Annotated in this window: 22 protein-coding genes; 7 read left to right on the top strand and 15 right to left on the bottom strand. The window is 69.3% G+C overall.

Annotation, left to right across the window (positions count from 1 at the left end):
• The first annotated feature begins 69 nt into the window (after window positions 1-69).
• A complete protein-coding gene (locus ACW14X_RS04205) occupies window positions 70-789 on the top strand; it encodes a transcriptional regulator (protein ID WP_457164821.1) in 720 nt (239 codons plus the stop codon).
• Here the strand turns inward: ACW14X_RS04205 and pyk are convergent.
• From pyk to trpC, 8 genes are all read right to left on the bottom strand, one after another.
• Complete coding sequence (pyk, locus tag ACW14X_RS04210; RefSeq protein ID WP_400468141.1) at window positions 786-2,255, bottom strand: pyruvate kinase; 1,470 nt, start codon at window positions 2,253-2,255, stop codon at window positions 786-788. The genes ACW14X_RS04205 and pyk overlap by 4 nt on opposite strands.
• Window positions 2,256-2,571: 316 nt before the next feature.
• Window positions 2,572-4,038, bottom strand: a complete 1,467-nt coding sequence (locus ACW14X_RS04215) for a glutamate synthase subunit beta (RefSeq protein WP_457164822.1) — start codon at window positions 4,036-4,038, stop codon at window positions 2,572-2,574.
• A complete protein-coding gene (gene gltB / locus ACW14X_RS04220; RefSeq protein WP_457164823.1) occupies window positions 4,031-8,509 on the bottom strand; it encodes a glutamate synthase large subunit in 4,479 nt (1,492 codons plus the stop codon). Before gltB ends, ACW14X_RS04215 begins: the two co-directional genes overlap by 8 nt.
• 355 nt (window positions 8,510-8,864) lie before the next feature.
• Window positions 8,865-9,815, bottom strand: a complete 951-nt coding sequence (lgt, locus tag ACW14X_RS04225; RefSeq protein ID WP_457164824.1) for a prolipoprotein diacylglyceryl transferase — start codon at window positions 9,813-9,815, stop codon at window positions 8,865-8,867.
• Between the two features lie 28 nt (window positions 9,816-9,843).
• On the bottom strand, window positions 9,844-10,452 hold the full coding sequence (locus ACW14X_RS04230) for an SCO family protein (protein ID WP_160024284.1): 609 nt from the start codon (window positions 10,450-10,452) through the stop codon (window positions 9,844-9,846).
• Entirely contained in the window at window positions 10,449-11,246 is a 798-nt protein-coding gene (trpA, locus tag ACW14X_RS04235) for a tryptophan synthase subunit alpha (protein ID WP_457164825.1), read from the bottom strand. The genes ACW14X_RS04230 and trpA overlap by 4 nt, the downstream gene beginning before the upstream one ends.
• Window positions 11,243-12,487, bottom strand: a complete 1,245-nt coding sequence (trpB, locus tag ACW14X_RS04240; RefSeq protein ID WP_457164826.1) for a tryptophan synthase subunit beta — start codon at window positions 12,485-12,487, stop codon at window positions 11,243-11,245. The genes trpA and trpB overlap by 4 nt, the downstream gene beginning before the upstream one ends.
• Before the next feature lie 8 nt (window positions 12,488-12,495).
• Window positions 12,496-13,278, bottom strand: a complete 783-nt coding sequence (trpC, locus tag ACW14X_RS04245; RefSeq protein WP_457164827.1) for an indole-3-glycerol phosphate synthase TrpC — start codon at window positions 13,276-13,278, stop codon at window positions 12,496-12,498.
• 149 nt (window positions 13,279-13,427) lie between these two features.
• Between trpC and ACW14X_RS04250 the strand changes: the two genes are divergently transcribed.
• A complete protein-coding gene (locus tag ACW14X_RS04250) occupies window positions 13,428-13,760 on the top strand; it encodes a DUF4190 domain-containing protein (protein WP_160024288.1) in 333 nt (110 codons plus the stop codon).
• Window positions 13,761-13,840: 80 nt separating this feature from the next.
• On the opposite strand, the gene ACW14X_RS04255 is transcribed toward ACW14X_RS04250, so the two are convergent.
• The 3 genes from ACW14X_RS04255 to hisI all read right to left on the bottom strand — a co-directional run bounded on the left by ACW14X_RS04255 (window position 13,841) and on the right by hisI (window position 15,017).
• Complete coding sequence (locus ACW14X_RS04255) at window positions 13,841-14,041, bottom strand: HGxxPAAW family protein (RefSeq protein ID WP_160024289.1); 201 nt, start codon at window positions 14,039-14,041, stop codon at window positions 13,841-13,843.
• Between the two features lie 74 nt (window positions 14,042-14,115).
• Window positions 14,116-14,667: a Trp biosynthesis-associated membrane protein gene (locus ACW14X_RS04260; RefSeq protein ID WP_457164828.1), complete on the bottom strand. Its 552-nt coding sequence runs from the start codon at window positions 14,665-14,667 to the stop codon at window positions 14,116-14,118.
• Window positions 14,664-15,017: a phosphoribosyl-AMP cyclohydrolase gene (gene hisI, locus ACW14X_RS04265; protein WP_457164829.1), complete on the bottom strand. Its 354-nt coding sequence runs from the start codon at window positions 15,015-15,017 to the stop codon at window positions 14,664-14,666. The genes ACW14X_RS04260 and hisI overlap by 4 nt, the downstream gene beginning before the upstream one ends.
• A 173-nt stretch (window positions 15,018-15,190) precedes the next feature.
• Here hisI and ACW14X_RS04270 point away from each other — a divergent pair, with 173 nt between their 5' ends.
• Window positions 15,191-15,448 carry a CD225/dispanin family protein gene (locus tag ACW14X_RS04270; protein ID WP_160024292.1) on the top strand — a complete coding sequence of 86 codons (258 nt, stop codon included), beginning with the start codon at window positions 15,191-15,193 and terminating at the stop codon, window positions 15,446-15,448.
• Entirely contained in the window at window positions 15,445-15,861 is a 417-nt protein-coding gene (locus ACW14X_RS04275; protein ID WP_457164830.1) for a DUF2752 domain-containing protein, read from the top strand. Before ACW14X_RS04270 ends, ACW14X_RS04275 begins: the two co-directional genes overlap by 4 nt.
• Here the strand turns inward: ACW14X_RS04275 and ACW14X_RS04280 are convergent, their stop codons facing one another.
• A complete protein-coding gene (locus ACW14X_RS04280) occupies window positions 15,862-17,679 on the bottom strand; it encodes an ABC transporter ATP-binding protein (protein ID WP_350718223.1) in 1,818 nt (605 codons plus the stop codon).
• Window positions 17,676-19,460, bottom strand: a complete 1,785-nt coding sequence (locus ACW14X_RS04285) for an ABC transporter ATP-binding protein (RefSeq protein ID WP_457164831.1) — start codon at window positions 19,458-19,460, stop codon at window positions 17,676-17,678. Before ACW14X_RS04285 ends, ACW14X_RS04280 begins: the two co-directional genes overlap by 4 nt.
• Window positions 19,461-19,548: 88 nt before the next feature.
• On the opposite strand from ACW14X_RS04285, the gene ACW14X_RS04290 reads away from it, so the two are divergent.
• From ACW14X_RS04290 to ACW14X_RS04300, 3 genes are all read left to right on the top strand, one after another.
• Window positions 19,549-20,172: a TIGR03085 family metal-binding protein gene (locus ACW14X_RS04290; protein ID WP_457164832.1), complete on the top strand. Its 624-nt coding sequence runs from the start codon at window positions 19,549-19,551 to the stop codon at window positions 20,170-20,172.
• A 118-nt stretch (window positions 20,173-20,290) separates the two neighbouring features.
• Window positions 20,291-21,046, top strand: coding sequence for a hypothetical protein (locus ACW14X_RS04295; RefSeq protein ID WP_457164833.1), 756 nt, complete (start codon window positions 20,291-20,293; stop codon window positions 21,044-21,046).
• A 126-nt stretch (window positions 21,047-21,172) separates the two neighbouring features.
• Entirely contained in the window at window positions 21,173-22,600 is a 1,428-nt protein-coding gene (locus tag ACW14X_RS04300) for a YncE family protein (protein WP_457164834.1), read from the top strand.
• 227 nt (window positions 22,601-22,827) lie between these two features.
• Here the strand turns inward: ACW14X_RS04300 and hisF are convergent, their stop codons facing one another.
• A complete protein-coding gene (gene hisF, locus ACW14X_RS04305; RefSeq protein ID WP_457164835.1) occupies window positions 22,828-23,589 on the bottom strand; it encodes an imidazole glycerol phosphate synthase subunit HisF in 762 nt (253 codons plus the stop codon).
• Window positions 23,586-24,335: a bifunctional 1-(5-phosphoribosyl)-5-((5-phosphoribosylamino)methylideneamino)imidazole-4-carboxamide isomerase/phosphoribosylanthranilate isomerase PriA gene (gene priA, locus ACW14X_RS04310; RefSeq protein WP_457164836.1), complete on the bottom strand. Its 750-nt coding sequence runs from the start codon at window positions 24,333-24,335 to the stop codon at window positions 23,586-23,588. Before priA ends, hisF begins: the two co-directional genes overlap by 4 nt.
• Window positions 24,336-24,435: the final 100 nt, after the last annotated feature.

A 24,435-nucleotide genomic window follows, 5' to 3' on the forward strand; every position in this document is an offset into this window, starting at 1 on the left:
GATGCTCGTATGCCCCACGTACGTCCCCAGTCCGTCGTCGACAGTGCACTGCGCTGCTCCGACGAGGGGATGCGCGACGCAGACAATGCGGCCAAGCACGGCGTTGCGATCAAGACGATCCGTCGATGGCGCCGGCTCTACCAACGTCGCGGGATCGTCCGAGGCCAGACCCATCTCGCTCCGCCATGTCCACGATGCGACGGGGGCGACCTTGATGACAAGGCGTACTCCGAGCTTCTTGGCTGGTATCTCGGGGACGGACACATCAGCGAAGGCCGGCGCGGTGTGTTCAATCTGCACATCATCAACGACCGGAAGTACCCCGACATCAACGAGCGCCTCGCGGTGCTGATGGCTCGGCTCAAACCCGGCGGTCGTCCGCATACTCGCCTCGTGGCCGGAGCTGTGATCACCACGATCTCGTGGAAACACCTCCCCTGCCTGTTTCCTCAACTCGGCCCCGGCCGCAAACACGAGCGCCCCATCGCCCTGGAGGACTGGCAGAAGGAGATCGTGACGGCTCATCCCGGACCGTTCCTACGCGGGCTGTTCCACTCTGACGGATGCCGGGTGAACAACTGGGCGACTCGTGTCGTCGCGGGCGAGAAGAAGCGCTACGCGTACGGTCGGTGGCAATTCGTCAACCATTCCGACGACATCCGCGACCTCTGCACATGGGCGCTCGATCTGGTCGGCATCCCGTGGCGCCGGTCGTCCTGGAAGACGATCAGCGTCTCGCGCCGCGAGGCAGTCGCCGAGCTCGACCGCCTCATCGGCCCGAAGACCTAGCCCTTGCGCTCGTAGGCGGGCGCGACCTCGTTGATCGCGTCGCCGATGCGGTGGATGCGCAGCGCGTTGGTGGAGCCGGGGATGCCGGGAGGCGAGCCGGCGATGATGACGACGAGCTCGCCCTCCTCGACACGGCCGAGCTTGAGCAGGTTCTCGTCGACCTGGCGGACCATCTCGTCGGTGTGCTCGACCTCGTCGGTGCGGAAGGTCTCGGTGCCCCAGCTGAGCGCGAGCTGGCTGCGTACGGCATCGGAGGGGGTGAAGGCGAGCAACGGGATCGCGCCGCGCAGCCGGGAGAGGCGGCGGGCGGAGTCACCGGAGGTGGTGAAGGCGACCAGGTACTTCGCGCCGACCCGGTCGGCGACCTCGGCAGCGGCCTTGGCGATGACGCCGGAGCGGGTGTGCGGGTCCCAGTCGATGGGGCTGAGCTCGGCGGCGCGGCTGCCTTCCGAGGAGAGCGCGTGGCGCTCGGTGGCGGCGATGATGCGGGCCATCGTCTCGACGGTGTGGATCGGATAGTCCCCCACGCTCGTCTCGGCGGAGAGCATCACCGCGTCGGCACCGTCGAGGACCGCGTTGGCGACATCGTTGGCCTCGGCGCGGGTGGGCGCCGGGTTGGAGATCATCGAGTCGAGCATCTGGGTGGCGACGATGACCGGCTTGGCGTTGAGACGGGCCAGCTCGATGATCCGCTTCTGCAGGAACGGGACCTCCTCGAGCGGGCACTCCACGCCGAGGTCACCACGGGCCACCATGAACATGTCGAACGCGGCGATGACCTCGTCGAGGTTGTCGATCGCCTGCGGCTTCTCGATCTTGGCGATGACCGGGACGACGCGCCCCTCCTCGTCCATGATCTTGCGGACGTCCTCGTAGTCCCTGGCGTTGCGCACGAAGCTGAGCGCGACCATGTCGACGCCGAGCTTGAGGGCGAACCGAAGGTCCTCCTCGTCCTTCTCGGACAGAGCCGGCACGGAGACGGCGACACCGGGCAGGTTGATGCCCTTGTTGTTCGAGACCGGCCCGCCGACCAGCACCTCGGTGTGGACCTCGGTGTCGTCGACCGCGGTGACCCGCAGGCGCAGCTTGCCGTCGTCGATCAGGATCGGGTCGCCGACCTTCACGTCACCGGGAAGTCCCTTGTACGTCGTCCCGCAGATCTCGTCGTCACCCTGCACGTCGCGCGTGGTGATCGTCCAGGCCTGGCCGCGGCGCAGCGTCGCGGAGCCCTCCTTGAACCGCTCCAGCCGGATCTTGGGCCCCTGCAGGTCGGCGAAGATGCCGACGCTGTGCCCGCTCGCGGCGGCCGCCTCCCGCACCAGCGCGTAGTTGCTGGAGTGGTCGTCGTGGGACCCGTGGCTCATGTTCATCCGGGCGACGTCCATGCCTGCGTAGACGAGCTCGCGGATGCGACGCTCCGTCCCGACGGCGGGTCCCAGGGTGCAGACGATCTTCGCTCTTCTCACGGGAGCCCAGACTACCCCTCTGGAACGTTCAAACCAGCACCCGGACCTCGTCCTGATCAGGCCGTTCATCCAAGGTTTACGCCGTGGCCCGGGTCAGACGTGGTCGCTCCACGCTGGGCCCGGCGTGAGGTCACCGCCGGCTAGCCCCTCCCCGCAGGCGCGGGCAATGGAGGTGTGCCACAAACTCAGCGCCACAAGTGTGTACGAACGCTGTCGGATCCTCCGATCCGATGGCTGAGACCCGACTGGCCCGACACCTCCGAGATGGAGGTGCCGGGCCAGTGGTCGGCACTCCGTTGTGCCTCAGGCTGGGGTCTCAGACCATCAGCTGCCGGTCCGTCGGACGGATCGGCGCGGGCAGGTTGGTCGAGCCGGTGAGGTAGGTGTCGACGGCGGCCGCGGCGGCGCGGCCCTCGGCGATCGCCCACACGATCAGCGACTGCCCGCGACCCGCGTCGCCGGCGACGTACACGCCGGGGACCGAGGTGGCGAAGGAGTCGTCGCGGGCGACGTTGCCGCGAGCGTCGTACTCCACACCCAGCTGGGTGAGGAGGCCGTCCTTCTCCGGGCCGGTGAAGCCCATGGCCAGCAGCACCAGGTCGGCGGGGATCTCCTTCTCGGTCCCCTTCTTCTCGGTGAGCTTGCCGTCGATGAACTCGACCTCGACGAGCTTCAGAGCGCGTACGCGGCCGTCCTCGGTGCCGAGGAACTCCTTGGTGGAGACGGCGTAGACCCGCTCGCCGCCCTCCTCGTGCGCGGACGCGACCCGGTAGGTCATCGGGTAGGTCGGCCACGGCTGGCCCTCGGGGCGCTCCTCCGGCGGACGCGGCATGATCTCCAGCTGGGTGATCGACTCCGCGCCCTGGCGGATCGCGGTGCCGAGGCAGTCGGCGCCGGTGTCACCGCCACCGATGATGACCACGTGCTTGCCCTCGGCCAGGATCTGGTCGGGGACCGCCTCGCCGAGCGAGGCCCGGTTGGACTGCGGCAGGTACTCCATCGCCTGGTGGATCCCGTCGAGCTCACGCCCGGGGACCGGCAGGTCGCGACCGACGGTCGAGCCGTTGGCCAGCACGATGGCGTCGTAGCGGTCCCGGAGCTGCGCACCGGTGATGTCGGTGCCGACGTCGACGCCCGGCCGGAAGACCGTGCCCTCGCGACGCATCTGCGCCAGGCGCTGGTCGACCTGCGACTTCTCCATCTTGAACTCGGGGATGCCGTAGCGCAGCAGCCCGCCGATCTTGTCGGCCCGCTCGTAGACGGCCACGGTGTGGCCCGAGCGGGTGAGCTGCTGGGCGGCGGCCAGGCCCGCGGGGCCCGAGCCGATGACGGCGACCGCCTTGCCGGAGAGCCACTCGGGCGGCTGCGGCTTGACGTGGCCCGCGTCCCAGGCCTTGTCGATGATCGCGACCTCGATGTTCTTGATGGTCACCGCGGGCTGGTTGATGCCCAGCACGCAGGCGGCCTCGCACGGAGCCGGGCACAGCCGACCGGTGAACTCGGGGAAGTTGTTGGTCGCGTGCAGGCGCTCCGAGGCGCCCTCCCAGTCGTTGCGCCAGACCAGATCGTTCCACTCGGGGATGATGTTGCCGAGCGGGCAGCCCTGGTGGCAGAACGGGATGCCGCAGTCCATGCAGCGCGAGGCCTGGGTGTTGATGATCGGCAGCAGGGTCTTGCCGATCTTGCCCGGGTAGACCTCGTGCCAGTCCTTGACCCGCTCCTCGACAGGACGCCGGGTCGCGACCTCACGACCGTTCTTCAGAAAACCCTTCGGGTCAGCCATGGAGGACCTCCATAATCCGCTGCGCTGCCTCGTCCTCGTCGAGACCCTCCTCGAGGGCCTCCTCCTGGGCTTCGAGCACGCGCTTGTAGTCACTGGGCATGACCTGCGTGAAGCGGGTCGATGAGTTCGGCCAGTCGGCCAGGAGCGCCTCGGCGACGGCCGAGCCGGTCTCCTCGAGGTGGTCGCGGACCAGCTGCTCGAGCTCGGCGGCGTACTTCTCCTCCACGCCGGTGGCCTCGACCAGCTCGCCGTTGAGCCGCTGCTGCTGGAAGTCGAGGACCCAGGCGATGCCGCCGGACATGCCGGCCGCGAAGTTGCGCCCGGTCGGGCCGAGCACGACGACACGACCACCGGTCATGTATTCGCAGCCGTGGTCGCCGACACCCTCGGTGACGATGCTGGCACCCGAGTTGCGGACCGCGGCCCGCTCCCCCACGCCTCCGCGGATGTGGATCCGCCCGCTGGTGGCGCCGTAGGCCAGCGTGTTGCCGGCGATGATGTGCTCCTCGGCGCGGAACCCGGCCGTACGCTCCGGGCGGATGACCACCCGGCCGCCGGAGAGGCCCTTGCCGACGTAGTCGTTGGCGTCGCCCTCGAGGCGCAGCGTCAGCCCCTTGGGGATGAACGCGCCGAAGGACTGGCCCGCGGAGCCGGTGAAGGTGATGTCGATCGTGCCCTCGGGCAGGCCCTCACCGCGGTAGCGCTTGGTGATCTCGTGACCGAGGATCGTGCCGACGGTGCGGTTGACGTTGCGGATCGGCAGCTGGGCGCGTACGGGCTCGCCGCGCTCGAGTGCCGGTGCCGCGAGCGGCAGCAGCTCGTTGACGTCGAGCGACTTCTCCAGACCGTGGTCCTGGCCCTTGGTGTTGTAGAGGGCCTGGTCGGAGAACTGCTGCGGCGACTCCACGCGGGTGAAGATCGGCGACAGGTCGAGCCCGGAGGCCTTCCAGTGGTCGATCGCGTCGCGGGCGTCGAGCGCCTCGGCGTGGCCGACGGCCTCGTCGATGCTCCGGAAGCCGAGCTCTGCGAGGAGCTCACGGACCTCCTCGGCGATGTAGCGCATGAAGTTGACGACGTACTCCGCCTTGCCGGTGAACCGCTCCCGCAGGACCGGGTTCTGGGTGGCGACGCCGACCGGGCAGGTGTCGAGGTGGCAGACCCGCATCATCACGCAGCCGGAGACGACCAGCGGCGCGGTGGCGAAGCCGAACTCCTCGGCACCGAGCAGCGCGGCGATGACCACGTCGCGGCCGGTCTTGAGCTGACCGTCGGTCTGCACCACGATCCGGTCGCGCAGGCCGTTGAGGAGCAGCGTCTGCTGCGCCTCGGCGAGGCCGAGCTCCCAGGGACCGCCGGCGTGCTTGAGGCTCGTCAGCGGGGAGGCGCCGGTGCCGCCGTCGTGACCGGAGATCAGCACCACGTCCGCGTGGGCCTTGGAGACACCCGCGGCGACGGTGCCGACACCGACCTCGGCCACGAGCTTCACGTGGACGCGAGCGCTCGGGTTGGCGTTCTTGAGGTCGTGGATCAGCTGAGCCAGGTCCTCGATGGAGTAGATGTCGTGGTGCGGCGGCGGGGAGATGAGGCCCACGCCCGGCGTCGAGTGACGCGTCTTGGCCACCCACGGGTAGACCTTGTGGCCGGGCAGCTGGCCGCCCTCACCGGGCTTGGCGCCCTGGGCCATCTTGATCTGGATGTCGTCGGCGTTGGTCAGGTATTCGCTGGTGACGCCGAAGCGTCCCGAGGCGACCTGCTTGATCGACGAGCGGCGCTTGGGGTCGTAGAGACGATCCGGGTCCTCGCCGCCCTCACCGGTGTTGGACTTGCCCCCGAGGATGTTCATCGCGACGGCGAGCGTCTCGTGAGCCTCCTGGGAGATCGATCCGTACGACATCGCGCCGGTCGAGAAGCGCTTGACGATCGCCTCGACGGGCTCGACCTCGTCGATCGAGATCTTCTGACGACCCAGCTCCTCGGCGCTCTTGAGCTTGAAGAGCCCGCGCAGCGTCATCAGCCGCTCGGACTGCTCGTTGACGCGGTCGGTGTACTGCTTGAAGACGTCGTAGCGGCCGCTGCGGGTGGCGTGCTGGAGCCGGAAGACGGTCTCCGGGTCGAACAGGTGCGGCTCGCCCTCGCGGCGCCACTGGTACTCACCGCCGATGGGCAGCGCGCGGTGGGCGTTGGCGACGCCGTCGCGCGGGTAGGCGGTGGCGTGCCGCTTCGCGACCTCCTCGGCGATCACGTCGAGGCCGATGCCGCCGAGCTTGGAGGTGGTGCCGGTGAAGTAGCGGTCCACGACCTCCTTCGACAGGCCGACGGCCTCGAAGATCTGCGCGCCGGTGTAGGAGGCGACGGTGGAGACGCCGATCTTCGACATCACCTTGAGGACGCCCTTGCCGAGCGCCTTGATCGTGTTGGCCATCGCCTTCTCGGCGTCGGCCTTCACGTAGTAGCCCTCGTAGGCGAGGTCCTCGACGGACTCGACCGCGAGGTAGGGGTTGACCGCGGCGGCGCCGTAGCCGATCAGCAGGGCCACGTGGTGGACCTCGCGTACGTCCCCGGCCTCGATCAGCAGGCCGACCTGCGAGCGGGTGCGCTCGCGGACCAGGTGGTGGTGAACGGCCCCGGTCAGGAGCAGCGACGGGATCGGCGCCATCTCCTGGGTGGAGTGGCGGTCGGAGAGGACGATGATCCGCGCGCCGTCCTCGATCGCCTGGGACACCTCGGCTGCGATCTCGTCCAGGCGGGAGCGGAGCGCCTCCGCGCCGCCGTCGACCTCGTAGAGGCCGCGGACGATGTGGACCGCGAAGCCCGGCATGTCGCCGTCACGGTTGATGTGACGGATCTTGGCCAGGTCGTCGTTGGAGATGACCGGGAACGGCAGCACGATCTGACGGCACGAGGCCGGACCCGGGTTGAGCAGGTTGGACTCGGCGCCGATGGTGCCGTTGAGGCTGGTGACGAGCTCCTCGCGGATCGCGTCCAGCGGCGGGTTGGTGACCTGCGCGAAGAGCTGGGCGAAGTAGTCGAACAGCATCCGCGGCTTGTCGCTCAGGGCCGCGATCGGGCTGTCGGTGCCCATCGAGCCGATCGGCTCGGCGCCGGTGTTGGCCATCGGCGCGAGCAGGATCCGAAGCTCCTCCTCGGTGTAGCCGAAGACCTGCTGACGGCGGGTGACGCTCGCGTGGGTGTGGACGATGTGCTCGCGCTCGGGGATGTCGTCGAGGCGTACGAGACCGGCGTGGAGCCACTCGTCGTAGGGGTGCTCGGCGGCGAGCTCGGACTTGATCTCGTCGTCCTCGATGATGCGGTGCTCCGCGGTGTCGACGAGGAACATCTTGCCCGGCTGGACGCGGCCCTTGCGGACGACGGTGGCGGGGTCGATGTCGTCGAGCACACCGGCCTCGGAGCCGAGCACGACGAGTCCGTCCTCGGTGACCCAGTAGCGGGAGGGACGCAGGCCGTTGCGGTCGAGGACCGCGCCGATCTGGGTGCCGTCGGTGAAGACCACCGACGCGGGGCCGTCCCAGGGCTCCATCAGCGAGGAGTGGAACTCGTAGAACGCCTTGCGGGCGGGGTCCATCTCCTCGTGCTTCTCCCACGCCTCCGGGATCATCATCAGCATGGCGTGCGGCAGGCTGCGGCCGGCCAGGTGGAGCAGCTCGAGGACCTCGTCGAAGGAGGCCGAGTCGGAGGCGCCCTCGGTGCAGATCGGGAAGAGCCGCTCGAGGTCGCCGGGGATCAGCTCGGACTCGAGCAGCGACTCGCGCGCCTTCATCCAGTTGCGGTTGCCCATGACGGTGTTGATCTCGCCGTTGTGGGCGATGAACCGGAACGGGTGGCTCAGCGGCCAGCTCGGGAAGGTGTTGGTCGAGAACCGGCTGTGGACGACGGCGATCGCCGAGGCGACACGCTCGTCGACCAGGTCGGGGAACACCTCGGCCAGCTGGGGCGTGGTGAGCATGCCCTTGTAGACGATGGTGCGGCTCGACAGCGACGGGAAGTAGACGTCGGTCTCCTTCTCCGCACGCTTGCGCAGGCAGAAGGAGAGCCGCTCCAGGGCAAGGCCCGTGACGCGCTGCTTGGCACCGGCCACGAAGAGCTGACGGAAAGTCGGCATGACCGCGAGGGCGGTGGCGCCGAGCGAGTCGGGGTTGACCGGTACGTCACGCCACCCGAGGACCTCGAGGCCCTCCTCGGTCGCGATCTCCTCGACCATCTTCACGGTGCGCTCGACCTGGTCGGCGTCACCGGGGATGAAGGCGGTGCCGACGGCGTAGGCACGCTCGGCCGGAAGGTCGAAGTCGACGACCTCACGCAGGAAGGCGTCGGGGACCTGCAGCAGGATCCCGGCGCCGTCGCCAGAGTTGGTCTCGGCGCCGGCGGCGCCGCGGTGGTCGAGATTCACCAGGGCACGGATGCCCTGCTTCACGATGTCGTGGCTGGCCACGCCGGTCAGCGTCGCAACCATGGCGACGCCGCAGGCGTCCTTCTCGAACCGAGGGTCGTAGAGGCCCTGGGGGGATGGATACGAGTGCTCGTACGGCACCGGGATCTCCCGTCTGTCCGGGCTCAGGCACGCACCGACCGACGCAGCCCAATAGCCCCGGTTCTCTGACTCTGCTTCGAGTCGAGTCCGGAGCGGGGGATGTCTGCGACAGGTGCGCGCGCCCTTGCGGGGATGAAACTGGCAATCTGCAGGGGACAGCGTTGGCCCGCGCGAGTGCGGCTAGGTTACCACTGTGTCACGCGTAGGTTGCGAACGAGGGTCCATCGGCGGACACCCTCCCGCGAGGCGCTACGTTGCGCCTAATATCTGCGTCTGATCAGGCCTTTGTCGAGGATTCCTCGTCGTCGGTCCCGTTGTCGGCGGCGTTGCCGTCAGTGTCGCTCGCGGGTTCGTTCTCGGTGTCGTCGTCGACGTCGTTCGCCGGGGCCTTGGCAGGATCGCTGTAGACCTCCTCCTCGAGGGTACCCCGGCCGGTGAAGGTGGCGTACGCCCACCATGCGGCCGCGAGCACGAACAGGATGATCGACATCCACTCGCTCCAGCGCAGGCCGAGCACGTTGACCAGCTGGACGTTGTCGATGCGCAGGGTCTCGATCATGCCGCGGCCGAGGCAGTAGGCCATCACGTAGAGGGCGACCACACGGCCGCCGCCCAGGCGCAGCTTCTTCTGCAGGTAGACGATCGCGAAGAAGGCGAGGATGTCCCAGCAGAACTCGTAGAGGAACGTCGGGTGGAACGTGGTGCCGACCGGGAACTGGCTGGGTCCGTCGGGGTAGCGCGACGGGTCGATCTCCAGGCCCCAGGGCAGGTCGGTGGGCCTGCCGAAGAGCTCCTGGTTGAACCAGTTGCCCCAGCGGCCGATGCCCATCGCGAGCAGGCAGGTCGGGGCGATCGTGTCCAGCAGCGGGACGATCTTGATGCCCTTCTGCTTGGCGCCGATGATCGCGCCCACCGCGCCGAGCGCGATCGCGCCCCACACCCCGAGCCCGCCGCGCCAGATGTAGAGCGCCTCGATCGGGTTGGCCCCGTCGCCGAAGTAGAGCTGCCAGTCGGTCATGACGTGGTAGATCCGGCCGCCGACCAGACCGAACGGAACCGCCCACAGCGCGATGTCCTGGATGTCGCCGGCCCGGCCGCCGCGGGCCTGCCAGCGCCGCTCGGAGACCCAGACGGCGACGATGATGCCGAGGATGATCGCGAAGGCGTAGCCGCGCAACGGGACCGGCCCGAGCCAGAGCACGCCTTCGGCGGGGCTGGGGATGGACATCGGGAGGATCATGCGGGGCCCTTCTTGGCTACTTCTGAGTGAGAAGGCGGTGGATGTCGTCGGCGAACTGCTTGGGAGAGGTGTTCATCGACCACACCACGCTGGCCTGTCCCTGGGAGACGGCCGAGACGTGGGTGTCGTGGACCCCGAGATCGTAGCCCCCACTGGGTAGCCGGTCGGCCTCCCCTATGTAGAGCCGCATCGACTCGGCCAGGGTGACGATGTCCTTCAGGTCGCCGGTGAGGCCGATGAAGTCCTTGTCGTAGCGGTCCAGGTACTTGCGCAGTACCTTCTCGGAGTCGCGTGCAGGGTCGGTGGTCACGAACACGACCTCGACCTTCTCCCGGTCCGCGTCGTCGAGGCGGGTCAGCGCCGCGGTCAGGCTCGACATCACCAGCGGGCACTCGTCGGGGCAGCTGGTGTAGCCGTAGAAGACCAGGGTCAGCGGCTTCTCGGCATCGGTGGCCAGCGAGAACGGCTCGCCCTCGGTGTCGGTCAGCGCGGTGTCGGAGAGCTGGTAGGGCGTGTGCTCCTGCCCGGTCATCGCCGAGGCAGGCGCCTGGCCGGTGCCGGGAGAGCCGCAACCGGTGAGCACGCCGATGAGGACGAGCAGGACGGGAAGAGCGAGGAACCTCAACGCGCGCGGACTCCCGCGGCCAGGTCCTCGGTCAGGCTCGCCAGCGCCTTGAGCGCCGCCTGCTCGTCGGAGCGGTTGTCCAGCAGCGTACGCACGAAGGCGGAGCCGACGATGACCCCGTCGGCGTACGCAGCCATCTCGGCCGCCTGGGCGCCGTTGCTGACCCCGAGACCGACGCCGACCGGCAGGTCGGTGGTCTTCTTGGTGCGGGCGACCAGCGGGGCGGCCAGGTCGGAGGTCTTGGCGCGGGCGCCGGTGACGCCCATGACCGCGGTGGCGTAGACGAAGCCTCGGCACTGGGCCGTGGTCATCGCGATCCGCTCGTCGGTGCTGCTCGGCGCGACCAGGAAGACCTTGTCGAGGTCACGGGCATCGGCGGCCTCGACCCACTCCGGCGCGAAGTCCGGGGTGATGTCAGGCGTGATCAGGCCCGCGCCGCCGGCGTCCAGCAGCTGCTGGGCGAAGCGGTCCACGCCACGACGCTCGATCGGGTTCCAGCTGGTCATCACCAGGGTCGGCACTCCGGTCGCGGCCACGGCCTCGACGACGCGGAACACGTCGTCGACGCGTACGCCGCCGTCGAGGGCCTGCTGCACGGCGTCCTGGATGGTGGGGCCGTCCATGACCGGGTCGGAGTAGGGCAGGCCGATCTCGATGATGTCGCAGCCGGCCTCGACCATCGTGGTCAGCGCCTCAATCGAGCCGTCGACCGTGGGGAAGCCCGCCGGGAGGTAGCCGACCAGGGCGGCGCGGTCTTCGGCCTTCGCCTTTGCGAACGCTACGGACGTACTCACTGCGTGTCTCCCAACCCGAAGTATTCGATGGCCGTGCCCATGTCCTTGTCGCCGCGACCGGACAGGTTGATCAGGATCGTGGCGCCCTCACCGTGGCGCTCCTTGATCTCCGGGGCGATCTTGATGGCGCCCGCGATCGCGTGGGCCGACTCGATCGCGGGGATGATGCCCTCGGAGCGCGACAGCAGCGCGAAGGCGTCCATCGCCTCCTTGTCGGTGATGCTCGTGTAGCTCGCCCGGCCGGACTTGGCCAGCCAGGCGTGCTGCGGCCCGACCCCGGGGTAGTCGAGACCGGCGGAGATCGAGTGGGACTCGATGGTCTGGCCGTCCTCGTCCTGGAGCACATAAGTGCGGGCGCCGTGGAGCACGCCGGGGTCGTTGGCCTGGATGGTGGCGGCGTGGCGGCCGGTCTCGAACCCGTCTCCCCCGGCCTCGAAGCCGTGGATCTCGACGTCCTCGTCGTCTAGGAACGCGGTGAAGAGGCCGATGGCGTTGGAGCCACCGCCGACCGCGGCCACGACGGCGTTCGGGAGGCCGCCGAACTGCTCGAGGGACTGGGCCCGGGCCTCGTCGCCGATGCCGCGCACGATGTCCCTGACCAGCGTCGGGAACGGGTGGGGCCCGGCGGCGGTGCCGAACAGGTAGGCGGTGTGGTCGACGCTGGCGACCCAGTCGCGCAGCGCCTCGTTGATCGCGTCCTTGAGGGTGCCGCTGCCGGAGGGCACCGGGACGACCTCGGCGCCGAGCAGCCGCATCCGGGCCACGTTGAGCGCCTGGCGGTCGGTGTCGACCTTGCCCATGTAGACGGTGCAGTCGAGACCGAAGTAGGCGGCGGCGGTCGCGGAGGCCACCCCGTGCTGGCCGGCGCCGGTCTCGGCGATGACCCGGGTCTTGCCCATCCGCTTGGTCAGCAGCGCCTGGCCGAGCACGTTGCGGATCTTGTGGGCGCCGGTGTGGTTGAGGTCCTCACGCTTGAGGAGGACGCGTACGCCGAGCTGCTCGGAGAGCCGGGTCGCGTGGTAGAGCGGGCTCGGCAGGTTGGCGTAGTCGCGCAGGATCGCGTCGAACTCGGCCACGAACGCCGGGTCGGCCTTCGCCTTCTGCCAGGCGTCGTCGAGCTCGATGAGCGCCTTCATCAGCGCCTCGGGCATGAAGCGGCCGCCGAATCCCTCGGCCTCGCCACCGAACCAGCCGAACTCGTCGGCGTCGTAGCTCGTCGTTTCGTGGATGTGAGTTGTCATGGCTGGTCCTAGCCTTGGATTCCGGTGAACTCGGCGACCGTGCCTTGCGGGTCGCCATGCTTGACCAGCGCCTCGCCGACCAGGACCGCGCGGGCCCCTTCGGAGACGTGGCGCTTGACGTCGGTGGCGGTGAAGATGCCCGACTCGGCGACCTTCACCCGGTCCTCGGGGATGAGCGGCGCGAGCCGGCCGAAGACGTCCTGGTCGATCTCCAGGGTCTTCAGGTTGCGGGCGTTGACGCCGATCAGCTCGGCGCCGAGGTCGACCGCCCGGGCGACCTCGGCCTCGTCGTGGGTCTCGACCAGCACGGTCAGCCCGAGCTCACGCGCCTGGTCGTAGAGGCTGCGCAGCGTGTCGTCGTCCAGCGCGGCCACGATCAGCAGCGCGAGGTCGGCTCCGGCTGCCCGAGCCTCCAGCAGCTGGTAGGGCTCGACGATGAAGTCCTTGCGCAGGATCGGGGTGTCGACGGCCGCGCGGACCGCGCGCAGGTCGGCGAGGGACCCGCCGAAGCGGCGTTCCTCGGTGAGCACCGAGATCGCGGCGGCACCTCCGGCGGCGTACTTCCGGGCCAGCTCGGCCGGGTCCGGGATGTCGGCCAGGGCGCCCTTGGAGGGGCTCTTCCGCTTCACCTCGGCGATCACGCTGCTGCCCGCCGCACGGAAGTGCGGCATCGGGTCGCGGGGCGCGGCGACGTCGGCCAGCCGGGCCCGCAGATCCGCCTCGGACACCGTCGCCTGGCGCTGCGCCAAGTCCAGACGTACGCCGTCGATGATCTTTTCGAGCACCGACATGTTTAAACCTCTCGTTTCCGGGTATGACCCACGTGCAAAGCCTCTCACCCGAACCGTGACACGCCCGATTTGGCGCCACAGTGCGGGCGGGAAACGTTAAGTTTCTTCCATCTCTACCCAACTCGCCTGACTTTGGAGGTCAGACACACATGAGCTACGGAACTCCTCCGCCGCCGCCCCCGTACGGTTCGCCGGCACCCGGGCAGCCCGGTCAGCCTGCGGGCAACAACAAGAAGGCGATCTGGGCACTTGTCCTCGGCATCCTCGGCTGCATCTGCTGCGGAATCTTCACCGGTATCCCGGCGATCATCCTCGGCAAGATGGCCCAGAACGAGATCGACGCCTCCGGTGGCGCCCAGGGCGGGCGTGGCATGGCCACCGCCGGCTTCATCCTCGGCATCGTCGCCATCGTCCTGTTCGTCATCGGGCTCATCCTGAACCTGTCCGGTGCTCTCGACTTCAGCACCACCACCACGTACTGAGCTCACCCCATGTGAGCTCGGCTCTTTGGAATCAGCGAGGCCCCCGGCGGATCCGCCGGGGGCCTCGCTGTCTCACAGGCTCAGTGTGACTCGACGTTGAAGCCGAGCTTGGAGAGCACGATGAAGAGCAGGCCGCCCGCGACGGTGACGGCGACGCCGACCCAGAAGACGAGCCAGCTGATCGGGTCGAGCATCATGGCGACGCTTCCGATGAGGAAGCCGAGGAGGCCGACCGCGACTGCGATCCAGGCTGCCGGGGTGTTGCCGTGGCTGGCGGACATGCGATGACTCCTCTACGAGTTCTCTTGCTGAAGCGAAGCCCGAAGCGATCCAGGTGGGCTTGGCTGCAGTGTATTCATTGATCCCCGGTTGTCGGGTCCCGACCCTCGTCCAACGACTTCCAGACATCGATCGTGGACTGCTCCTCCAACGGCTTCTGCTCCGGTGTGGCGGCGGCCGGGGCGTCGTACCTGCGGCCCATCTCGGGCCACGAAGGAGCCAGCCGTACGGCCGCGACGGCCGCCGCGACGGTCACGACCGCGCCGAGGAGCGCGAGGTAGGGCCAGAGGGTGGTGGTGTGCTCGGTCTCACCCCAGACCACCTCGGAGTCGATCGCCCGGCCGAGCGCGTCGATCCCGGCATGGCCGAAGAAGGTGACGATCACGCCGATCCCGGCCAGGCCGGCGAGGGCGGCCACCAGGCGGCGTACGAGACCCCGGGTGACCAGGACCACGCCCCAGGCCGCGAGGGCGACCAGGGCCAGGCCGGTGGTGGCCGGGGAGTCGTTGAGGTCGGCCGGCATCTGGGCCGGCGCGGTCACCTTCACCCACTCGTTGGAACCCGCCCACGCGGCCAGGGCCGCACCGGCGAGTCCGGCGGTGACGGTGGGGCCGAAGGCGCCCTTCATGAGATCAGGCCGCCGTCGAAGCAGGTGTGGTCGCCGGTGTGGCAGGCGGGGCCCTCCTGGTCGACCTTGAGCAGGATCGTGTCGCCGTCGCAGTCCAGGCGGACCTCCTTGACGTACTGCCGGTGGCCGGAGGTCTCCCCCTTGACCCAGTACTCCTGCCGGCTGCGGGACCAGTAGGTCGCCCGGCCGGTCGCGAGCGTGCGCGCCAGGGCCTCGTCGTCCATGTAGCCGAGCATCAGCACCTCGCCGGTGTCATGCTGCTGTGCCACCGCGGGCACCAGCCCGTCGGGGTTGCGCTTGAGGCGGTCGGCGATGGCGGGGTCCAGTCCCTCGCTCGTGGGTCCAGTCACGCCTCCAGTATCCCGCTGGGCAACAGTACGGACACAACCGGCATGTCGCGGCCCTCATCGGGCGCTCCTGAAGCGCCGGGCTGCCAGACTCTCCCGGTCATCTGGGCCGGTCTCGGTACGGCCCTGTCAGCCGACTCAACGAGTCGACTATTCAAACTGGAGAACACCGCACCATGGCTAACCCCACCCCGCAGCCGGCACCGGCGAAGCAGACCGACACCAGCGCCCTCGTGATCGGCATCCTGGTCACGCTCTTCTGCTGCCTGCCCTTCGGCATCGTCTCGATCGTCAAGGCCGTCCAGGGTGACGCCGAGGGCGCCAAGAAGTGGGGCCTCATCGGTGCCATCACCGGCGTCGTCGTGATCGTCCTCTACATCATCGCCTCGGTCGTCCTTGGCGTCGGCATGGCCGCCCAGTCGGGGACCATGTGACCACACCCTCACGGGTGCGCGCGGGGCTCGTCCCACTGGCCGTCGTGGCCGGCGGGGCGGGCCTCGCGGCCGTCTTCGCCACCTCCCCCGGGCTCGTCGCCTATGTTCCCCCGTGCCCGATCCACGCTCTCACCGGCATCGACTGCCCCGGCTGCGGGATGACGCGCGGCACGATGTCGCTGCTGTCGGGTGACATATCCGGCGCGATCGGCCACAACGCACTGATGTTCCTGCTCGGGCTGCCGCTGCTCGCGCTGCTCTGGTTCTTCTGGATCCGCGGCCGCGTCGGCGGCCCTCCCGCGCCCGGCTGGGCCCGGTCGCGCTCCGCGGTCTACACCTGGCTGGCGCTGACCGTCGTCTTCACGGTCGTCCGCAACCTCCCCTGGGCTCCGTTCACCGTGCTGGCGGCCTGATCAGCTGCCCTGCTGGGCGACCCAGGAGGCGTGGAGGCGGGCGTACGTCGAGCCGGCCTGCGCCACCAGGTCGCTGTGCGGCCCGCGCTGAGCGAGGTGTCCCGCATCGACGACGATCACCTCGTCGGCCGCCTCGGCGGTGGAGAGCCGGTGGGCGATGGTGACCGACGTACGGCCGCTCATCAGGCGCTCCAGCGCCCGGTTGATCCGCATCTCCAGCCGGGGGTCGACCGCGGAGGTGGCCTCGTCGAGGACGAGCAGGTCGGGATCGGCCAGCTGGGCGCGTAGGAGTGCCACGAGCTGGCGCTCGCCGGCCGAGAGGGATTCGCCGCGCTGCCCGACACGGGTGCGGACGCCGGCGGGGAGACCGGCCAGCCAGTCCCCCAGGCCGAGGATCCGGGCGGCCTCCTCGATCTCCTCGTCGGTCGCGTCGAGCCGCCCGTAACGGACGTTCTCAGCCAGGGTGGAGTCGAAGAGGAAGCCCTCCTGCGGGACGAGCACGACGCTGGTGCGCAGCGAGGCGTTGCCGATCTCGCGTACGTCGACACCGTCGAGCCGGACCCGGCCGTCGGTCACGTCCATCACCCGGGTGAGCAGCTTCGCGATCGTGGACTTCCCCGACCCGGTCTCGCCGACCACGGCGACCCGGCTGCCGGGCGCGATCTCGAAGGAGATGTCGTGCAGCACCGGGCGGCCGCCGGGGTAGGCGAAGGTGACCGCGTCGAACTCGATCGAGAGCGGGCCGCGGGGCAGGACGGTCCCGGCCGGGCCCGGGTCGACGAGGTCGGCGGGGGTGTCCAGGATGCCGATCGTGCGCCGCCAGGACGCGATCGCGTTCTGCGCGTCGGTGAGGATCTGGGTGCCCATCTGCACCGGGCCCACGAACAGCGTCACCAGGAACGCGAAGGCCAGGATCTCGCCGACGGTCAGCGCGCCGCCGGTGCCCTGGTAGGCGAGCGCCAGGAGCACGCCGCCGACGATCACACCGGCGTTGGCGAGGCCGCCGGAGAGGCCACCGAGGCTGAAGAAGATCGAGGTGTAGGCCTGCGCCTTGATCTGGGCGGCGCTGGTGGCATCGATCTCGCGGTCGATGCGCTCCTGGGTGCGGTCCTCGACGGCGTACGCCTTCACCACGGCCGCGCCGACGACCGGCTCGGAGACCGCGGAGAGCATCTTGGCGACCTGGCGGCGGGAGAGGGTGTAGGCCGCGGACAGCTTTCGCTGGAAGAACCGCAGGCTCAGGAAGAGCGGGCCGAAGCAGAGCCACACCAGGATCGCGAGCTGCCAGGAGTAGATCACCATCACGACGGTGGCGATCAGCATCTGCCCGATGCTGACGATGAAGAGCAGACCGCCGAAGACGATGAACTGGCTGACCTGGTCGACGTCGCTGGTCACCCGCGAGACCAGCGCCCCACGGTGCTCGGTCGACTGGGTGAGCATCGGCAGGTCGTGGACATGCCGGAAGGCCTTGGTACGCAGCGTCGCCAGGCCCCGCTCGGCGGCGGTGAAGAGCCGGCTGGTCATCTTGAACGACGCCCACCCGGTGACCGCGATGGCGACCACCGCGACGAGGCCGGCGCGCAGGACGTAGCCGAGGTCGGGTCCGTCCGGACCGCTCAGGCCGTTGTCGAGGGTCTGCTGGACGACGACAGGCACGACGACCTGCCCGATGCTCGCGATCACGGCCAGCGCGAAGGTGCCGCGGATGCCCTCGACCAGCTCCGGGGAGTGCTTGATGCCGCGGCGGATGGTCTCGATCGCGCCGAGCTCCTCGCCGCTGCCGACCCGGGTCTCGGGCTCGAGGGTCGCGGTCATTGGATGGTCTCCGGGGTCTCGTAGGCGTTGACCAGGCGGGCGTACGACTCGTCGCGGGCGAGCAGCTCGGTGTGGGTGCCGCGGTCGCGGATGCGGCCGTCCTCGAGGTGCACGACCTCGTCGGCCAGCGCGATGGTGGCCTTGCGGTAGGCGACCACGACCAGGCTGGTGTCGCCGGCCCCGTCCCGCAAGGCGGCCAGGATCCGCTGCTCGACCTCGGGGTCGACCGCCGAGGTAGCGTCGTCGAGGATCAGGAGTCGCGGGCGGCGTACGAGCGCTCGGGCCAGGGCGAGGCGCTGGCGCTGCCCGCCGGAGAGGCTCGCCCCACGCTCGCCGAGGGTGGTGTCGAGGCCGTTCGGGAGCGCGGTGACGAAGCCGTCGGCCTGGGCGGCCTTGAGCGCGGACCAGACCTCGTCGTCGGTGAGGTCGGCGCCGAGGGTGACGTTGCCGCGTACGGAGTCGTCGAAGACGAAGGCCGTCTGCGGCACCAGCGCCGCGACCCGGGCCCACTCCCCCGCGCCCAGGTCGCGCAGGTCGGTGCCGTCCAGGGTGATCCGGCCCGCCTCGGGGTCGACCAGCCGCGCGAGCAGCATGGTCAGGGTGCTCTTGCCGGCGGCCGTCTCCCCGACGATCGCGACCGTACGCCCCGGCTCGACCTCGAAGTCGACCCCGTCGAGGAGCCTCGGGCCGTCGGCGTACGCGTAGGAGATGCCGTCGACGCGGACGCGGGCGCCGGTCGGCTCGCGGCTGGTCCTCGCGGTGCCGTAGGCCAGGCGTCCGGTCGCGTCGAGCACCCGCTGGACCCGCCGGTAGCCGACCACGCTGCGCGGGAACTCACCCAGCAGCCAGCCGAAGGAGCGGATCGGGAAGGCGACGATCGTGAGCAGGAAGCCGATCTGGACGACGTCACCGGGTGCCGCGGCACCGCTGGAGACCCGGCCGACACCGACGGCCAGGACGGCGAGGACCCCGACGTTGGGCAGCGCGGCCAGGATCGGGTCGAAGGCGGCGCGGAGCCGGCCGGCGTGGATGTTGACGTCGCGCAGCTCCTGGGCCTTGTCCTGGAAGCGGGTGGTCTCCTCGGCCTCGCGGCCCAGGGTCTTGACGACGAGGGCGCCGTCGAAGGACTCGTGGGCGATCCCGGAGAGCTCCGCGCGCAACTGCTGGGCGCGGGTCATCAGCGGCGAGGAGAAGCGCTGGAAGACCAGGTTGGCGACGACGACCGCCGGGAACACCAGGATCGCCACCGAGGCCAGGACGACGTCGGTCCAGAACATCTGCCCGATCGCGATCACCATCATCGCGACCGTCCCGACCGCCATCGGCAGCGGCGCGATCGGCGCCCAGGACGCCTCGACGTCGGAGTTGGCGTTGGAGAGCAGCTCGCCGGTCGGGTGCCGGTGGTGCCAGGCGAGCGGAAGCGCGAGGTACTGGCGGGTCACCGCGCGACGCGAATGGGCCTGCATGCGGTACTGCATCACCCCGGCGCCCAGCCGCCGCGCGACGACCCCGACGGCCCGCAGGATCGCTACACCGACGAAGAGTCCGACCACGGCCCACAGCCAGCCGGCACCGATCTCACCGTCGCGCAGCGCCGGCACCAGCACATGGTCGGTGGACCAGCCCAGCACCCAGGCATCGGCGACGGTCAGCGCACCGAAGAGCGCGGAGCCGAGGGTCGAGAGCGTGAAGACCGCCCACTCGCGCCGGATGGCGACTCCGAGAACCTTGAACCCGTCGGTCGTCGTGGCCCGCTGGGGTATTTGTTCCTCGTCGCTCATCTCGAGGTAAAGCCTAGGTCAGCACCGTGACTGCGACGAATTTTTTTGAGACCGCCCGGCGCTGGAGTGGCTCGATAGGGTGCAGGCCGTGGCTTCCTTCGCGCGCTCCGAGCGCATCGCCCTGTGCGACACCGCCGTCTCCCTCGGACCGACGGCCCCCACGCTCTGCGAAGGCTGGGAGGTCAAGGACCTGCTGGTGCACCTGCTCGTGCGGGAGCGCCGCCCGTGGGCCGCGGCGGGCATCCTCCTGCCACCGCTGGCGCCGGTGCTCCGGAAGGCGGAGGCTGCGTACGCCGCTCAGCCCCTCGAGGCGCTCGCCGCCCGTCTCCGCGACCCGAAGGGCACGCCGTTCGCTCTCGGTCCCGTCGACAGGGCCGTCAACACCGTCGAGTTCTTCGTCCACCACGAGGACCTCCGCCGCGCCCAGCCGGGCTGGGAGCCGCGTACGCTCCCCGCGGCTGCCGAGCGAGACCTCTGGCGCACCCTGAAGCTGCTCGGCAAGGGTCTGGTCCGTTCCGCTCAGACCCCGCTCGTGGTGAGCAACGGCACCGAGACCGCCACCCTCCGCGCCGGCGACGAGCCCGTCACCATCACCGGCCCGGTCGGCGAGCTCATGCTCTTCTGCTTCGGGCGTCATGAGGTGCGAGGCCTGACGTTCGACGGCCCGGCGGAGCGGATCACGCAGTTGGAGAACGCCAGTCTCGGGTTCTGAATACGCCACGGCATGACCGTTCGAGCTATCCCCACGAGCCCGAACGGACTATGGCTCGGCGCCCGCAGATCTGGTTGCGTTGACTGTCCTCTGTCGGGACCTCAGGCGAGAAGAGCCCATGCGTCAGCACACCAATCCGCTCCATGTCACTGCCGTTGCCGGAACAGTCATGTTGGTCCTGGCTGCCTGCGGATCGGTGGGGACGAGTGGCGGGTCAGCCGAGTCACCGACGCCGGCGGAGTTCATGGACCGGATCGTCGCTGCAAGCCTCGAAGAGGGCAGTGTCCACGTCGTGATGGACATGGGCGCCGCGGGCGGCTTGGAGGCCGACATGGTCCTCGGAGACGACGACGCGGACATGGCCCTGGACATGACTGCTGATCTCGAGGGCGATGAGACGAAGATCGTGCTGGTCGAGGAGAAGTGGTACATCCACAGTGCCGACCTTGGCGATCAGTGGATCATCAGTGACCCCGACGACCCCAACGACCCGTTCGGCGAAGCGATCTCGGAGATGGGCTCGATGAACCCGGCGGCCCACGTCGAGGACATCAAGCCCGCCGTCACTGACGTGGAGAGGATCGGCGAGGAGAAGCTCGGGGGCGTCGACACCACCCATTACGAGGTGACTGTTGACCCGGAGAAGGTTCCCGAGGACGCCGGCTTCGACACTGAGATCCTCGAGAAGGTCGGCCTCGAAGACGGCCTGGTCTTCGACTACTGGCTCGACGCAGATGACCTGATGCAGAAGGTGAGCTTCGATATCGCCGGGCAGAGCGTCGAGACGATCATGACGGGCTGGGGCGAGACGTACGAGATCGAGGCGCCGAAGAACGCAGTGACCTTCGCCGAGCTGATGCAGGCGCCAGTCTGATCCGCATCGGCGTACGCCTTTCTTCGGATCCGTCAGCGTGACGACCCGTTCCCGCGGACGCCCGTAACCTCCCGGCGGTCCGAGACGTTGTGTCTCAGATAACCGAATCCCCCAGGAGGTCCCACGATGCGTCGTGCGGCAGCAGTCACCGTCGCCATGCTCTTCGTCTTCTCACTCACCGCAGCGGCTCCGGCAATGAGCGCGAGCGCGACTCCAGAGCTGCGGGACGTGATGGTCGTGGGAAACAACTGGGACGGGACGGCTTCGATCGTCGATGCCCGCAGCTTCGAGGTGCTGCGCAAGGACATCGACCTGGTGCCGGACAAGGACGAGGAGATCGCTGCGATCCACCAGGATCCCGAGCGGCTGGCCATGTACTACCTGGTCCGCTACGGCCCCGGCGAGGGCAACGACCAGCTCGTGGACGACATGTTCACGACCCGGGACGGCAAGCTGCTGGCGGTCTCGCGCCCCAGCCTCGCCGACGTGGTCTGGATCGACATCGAGAAGGCGCTGGCGGGCTCGCCGGACTCCGTCGTGATCGAGCAGCAGATGGACGGTCACCGCACCGACCACATGGGCCTCTCCCCCGACGGCACCAAGCTGCTCGTCTCGGACTCGACCTCGCGCTCGGTGCACGAGTACTGGATGGGCGGCGCCGGCGACCCACGGACGGGTGAGCGGCTGCGTACGTTCGAGTCCGGCGAGACGCCCCACGAGAACAACTACTCCAAGGACGGCTCGCGCATCTTCCACGCCTCCATCGGCCGCGTCTACCTGCCCGGCGACCAGAAGGAGATCTCCCTCGACTCGCTGCCGCTGATCAACCTCGACCAGCTCGGCCTCGGCACCATCCCCGGCACCGACCTGCTCCCGCCGATCAAGATCGGCCCGATCCACGACGCGATCAAGGGCGACCGCTGGTTCGAGATCGTCGACGAGTCTTCCTTCGAGGTCTCCCAGCGCTGGGAGATGGGCAAGGAGCTGGAGGAGGCGGGCTACCCCTCGATCTCCTCGGCCGTACGCCCCATGGCGGTCGCCCCCGGTGAGCGGTTCATCTACTTCCAGATGTCGTTCCTGCACGGCCTGGTCGAGTTCGACACCCAGGCGGCCGACATCGACGGGAAGGTCGGCTACTCCACCGGTTCCGTCGAGGAGCCCCGCACGGGCGCCGTCACCCGAGTCATCCAGCTCCCCAAGCGCACCCAGCTGCCGCGCGAGCTCTACGTCAACGACTCCGCCCATCACGGCCTCTCGATCGACTCCAAGGGCCAGACCCTGTGTGCGGCGGGGACGATGGACGACTACGTCGCGATGGTCGACCGCTCGACGGGCGAGCACACCATCCTCGACGAGGAGACGACCGGCCACTACTACGGCAAGCCCTACTGGACCACCGAAGGCCTCGGCAACACCTGCTGGGCATCGCTGTCGGAGGCCGACGCGGTCGCCGTCATCGACTTCCGCACCGGCGAGGAGCTCGCCTACCTCGACGTCGGCAACCACCCCCAGCGCGTACGCCACGGGCAGATCCCGAGCTCGCTGCTGAGCTAGCCGGGAGGCGTCGGGGCGCATTTTCCCGCCATGGCGGGAAAATGCTCCGGGCCCGCGTGTCCTGGCGATGGGCTGTGCGGTAGCGGCGCGGACGGCCCAGGTGTGCGATAGCGCCGCGGGCTATCTGACGGATGGGAAGCAGAATCCCGCCATGGCGGGATTCTGCCGGGAAGACCGCCCCGCGGACGCAGCACTTTCCCGCCATGGCGGGAAAGTGTGTGCGGGCGTCAGCGAACGGGCGTGCCCGCGCCGGAGAGCGCCTGCTTGACCTCGCCGATCCGCACCTTGCCGAAGTGGAAGATCGTCGCCGCGAGCACCGCGTCCGCGCCAGCGTCGACCGCGGGCGGGAAGTGCTCCGCCTTGCCGGCGCCACCGGAGGCGATGACCGGGACGGTCACCTCGCTGCGTACGGCCTTGATCAGGTCGATGTCGAAGCCGTCCTCGGTGCCGTCGGCGTCCATCGCATTGAGCAGGATCTCGCCCGCGCCGAGCTCGACGGCCTTCGCGGCCCACTCGATCGCGTCGATCCCGGCGGACTTGCGGCCGCCATGCGTGGTCACCTCGAAGCCGGAGTCGGTCGCCGGGGCCCGCCGGGCGTCGACCGAGAGCACGAGCACCTGGTTGCCGAAGCGGTCGGCGATCTCGGCGATCAGCTCGGGACGAACGATGGCCGCGGTGTTGACCGCGATCTTGTCTGCGCCGGCACGGAGCATCCGGTCCACGTCGTCGACGCTGCGGATCCCGCCGCCGACCGTGAGCGGGATGAAGACCTGCTCAGCGGTGCGGGTGACGATCTCGAGCGTCGTCGCACGCCCCTCGTGGGAGGCGGAGATGTCGAGGAAGGTGAGCTCGTCGGCACCTTCCTTGTCGTACGTCGCAGCCAGCTCCACCGGGTCGCCGGCGTCGCGCAGCTCCTTGAAGTTGATCCCCTTGACAACGCGACCCGCGTCGACGTCGAGACAGGGGATGACGCGTACCGCAAGGCTCATGACTGGTCCCCGCGCGGCCGGCCGAGAGTGAGGTCGAGCGCGTCGGCGAGGTCCAGGGAGCCGGTGTACAGCGCCGTGCCGGCGATCGCACCCTCCACGCCGACCTCGACCAGACCCATGAGCGCCTCGATGTCGTCGATGGTGGTCACTCCCCCGCTCGCCACGATCGGACGGTCGGTGGCCTCGCAGACCGCGCGCAGCAGGTCGAGGTTGGGGCCCTGGAGCATGCCGTCCTTGTTGACGTCGGTGACGACGTAGCGCGCGCAGCCCTCGGAGTCGAGGCGGGTGAGCGTCTCGTAGAGGTCGCCGCCGTCCTTGGTCCAGCCGCGCGCCGCGAGGGTGCGACCGCGTACGTCCAGACCCACCGCGACCCGGTCGCCGTAGGTCGCGATCGCCCGCCGAGTCCACTCCGGGTTCTCCAGCGCGGCGGTGCCGATGTTGACGCGTCGGCAGCCGGTCGCCATCGCGGCCTCGAGCGACTCGTCGTCACGGATCCCACCGCTCATCTCGACCTTGATGTCGAGCTTGCCGACGATCCCGGCGAGGATCTCGCGGTTGTTGCCGTGGCCGAACGCGGCGTCGAGGTCGACCAGATGGATCCACTCGGCTCCGGTCTCCTGCCACCTCAGGGCAGCCTCGTAGGGATCGCCGAAACGCTTCTCCGACCCGTCCACGCCCTGGACCAGCTGTACCGCCTGCCCGCCCTTCACATCGACGGCCGGCAGGAGCTCGAGGTAGTCACCCATGGGGACGATCCTATGTTCTGTACGTCGCCACCTCTGCCCCGCCGTCCTGCTGCGAGACGGTTCCTCCGTCAAGGTATGCAGACCGAGGAACACATCCCGC

Source organism: Nocardioides sp. YJ-D4 (genome assembly GCF_054031495.1).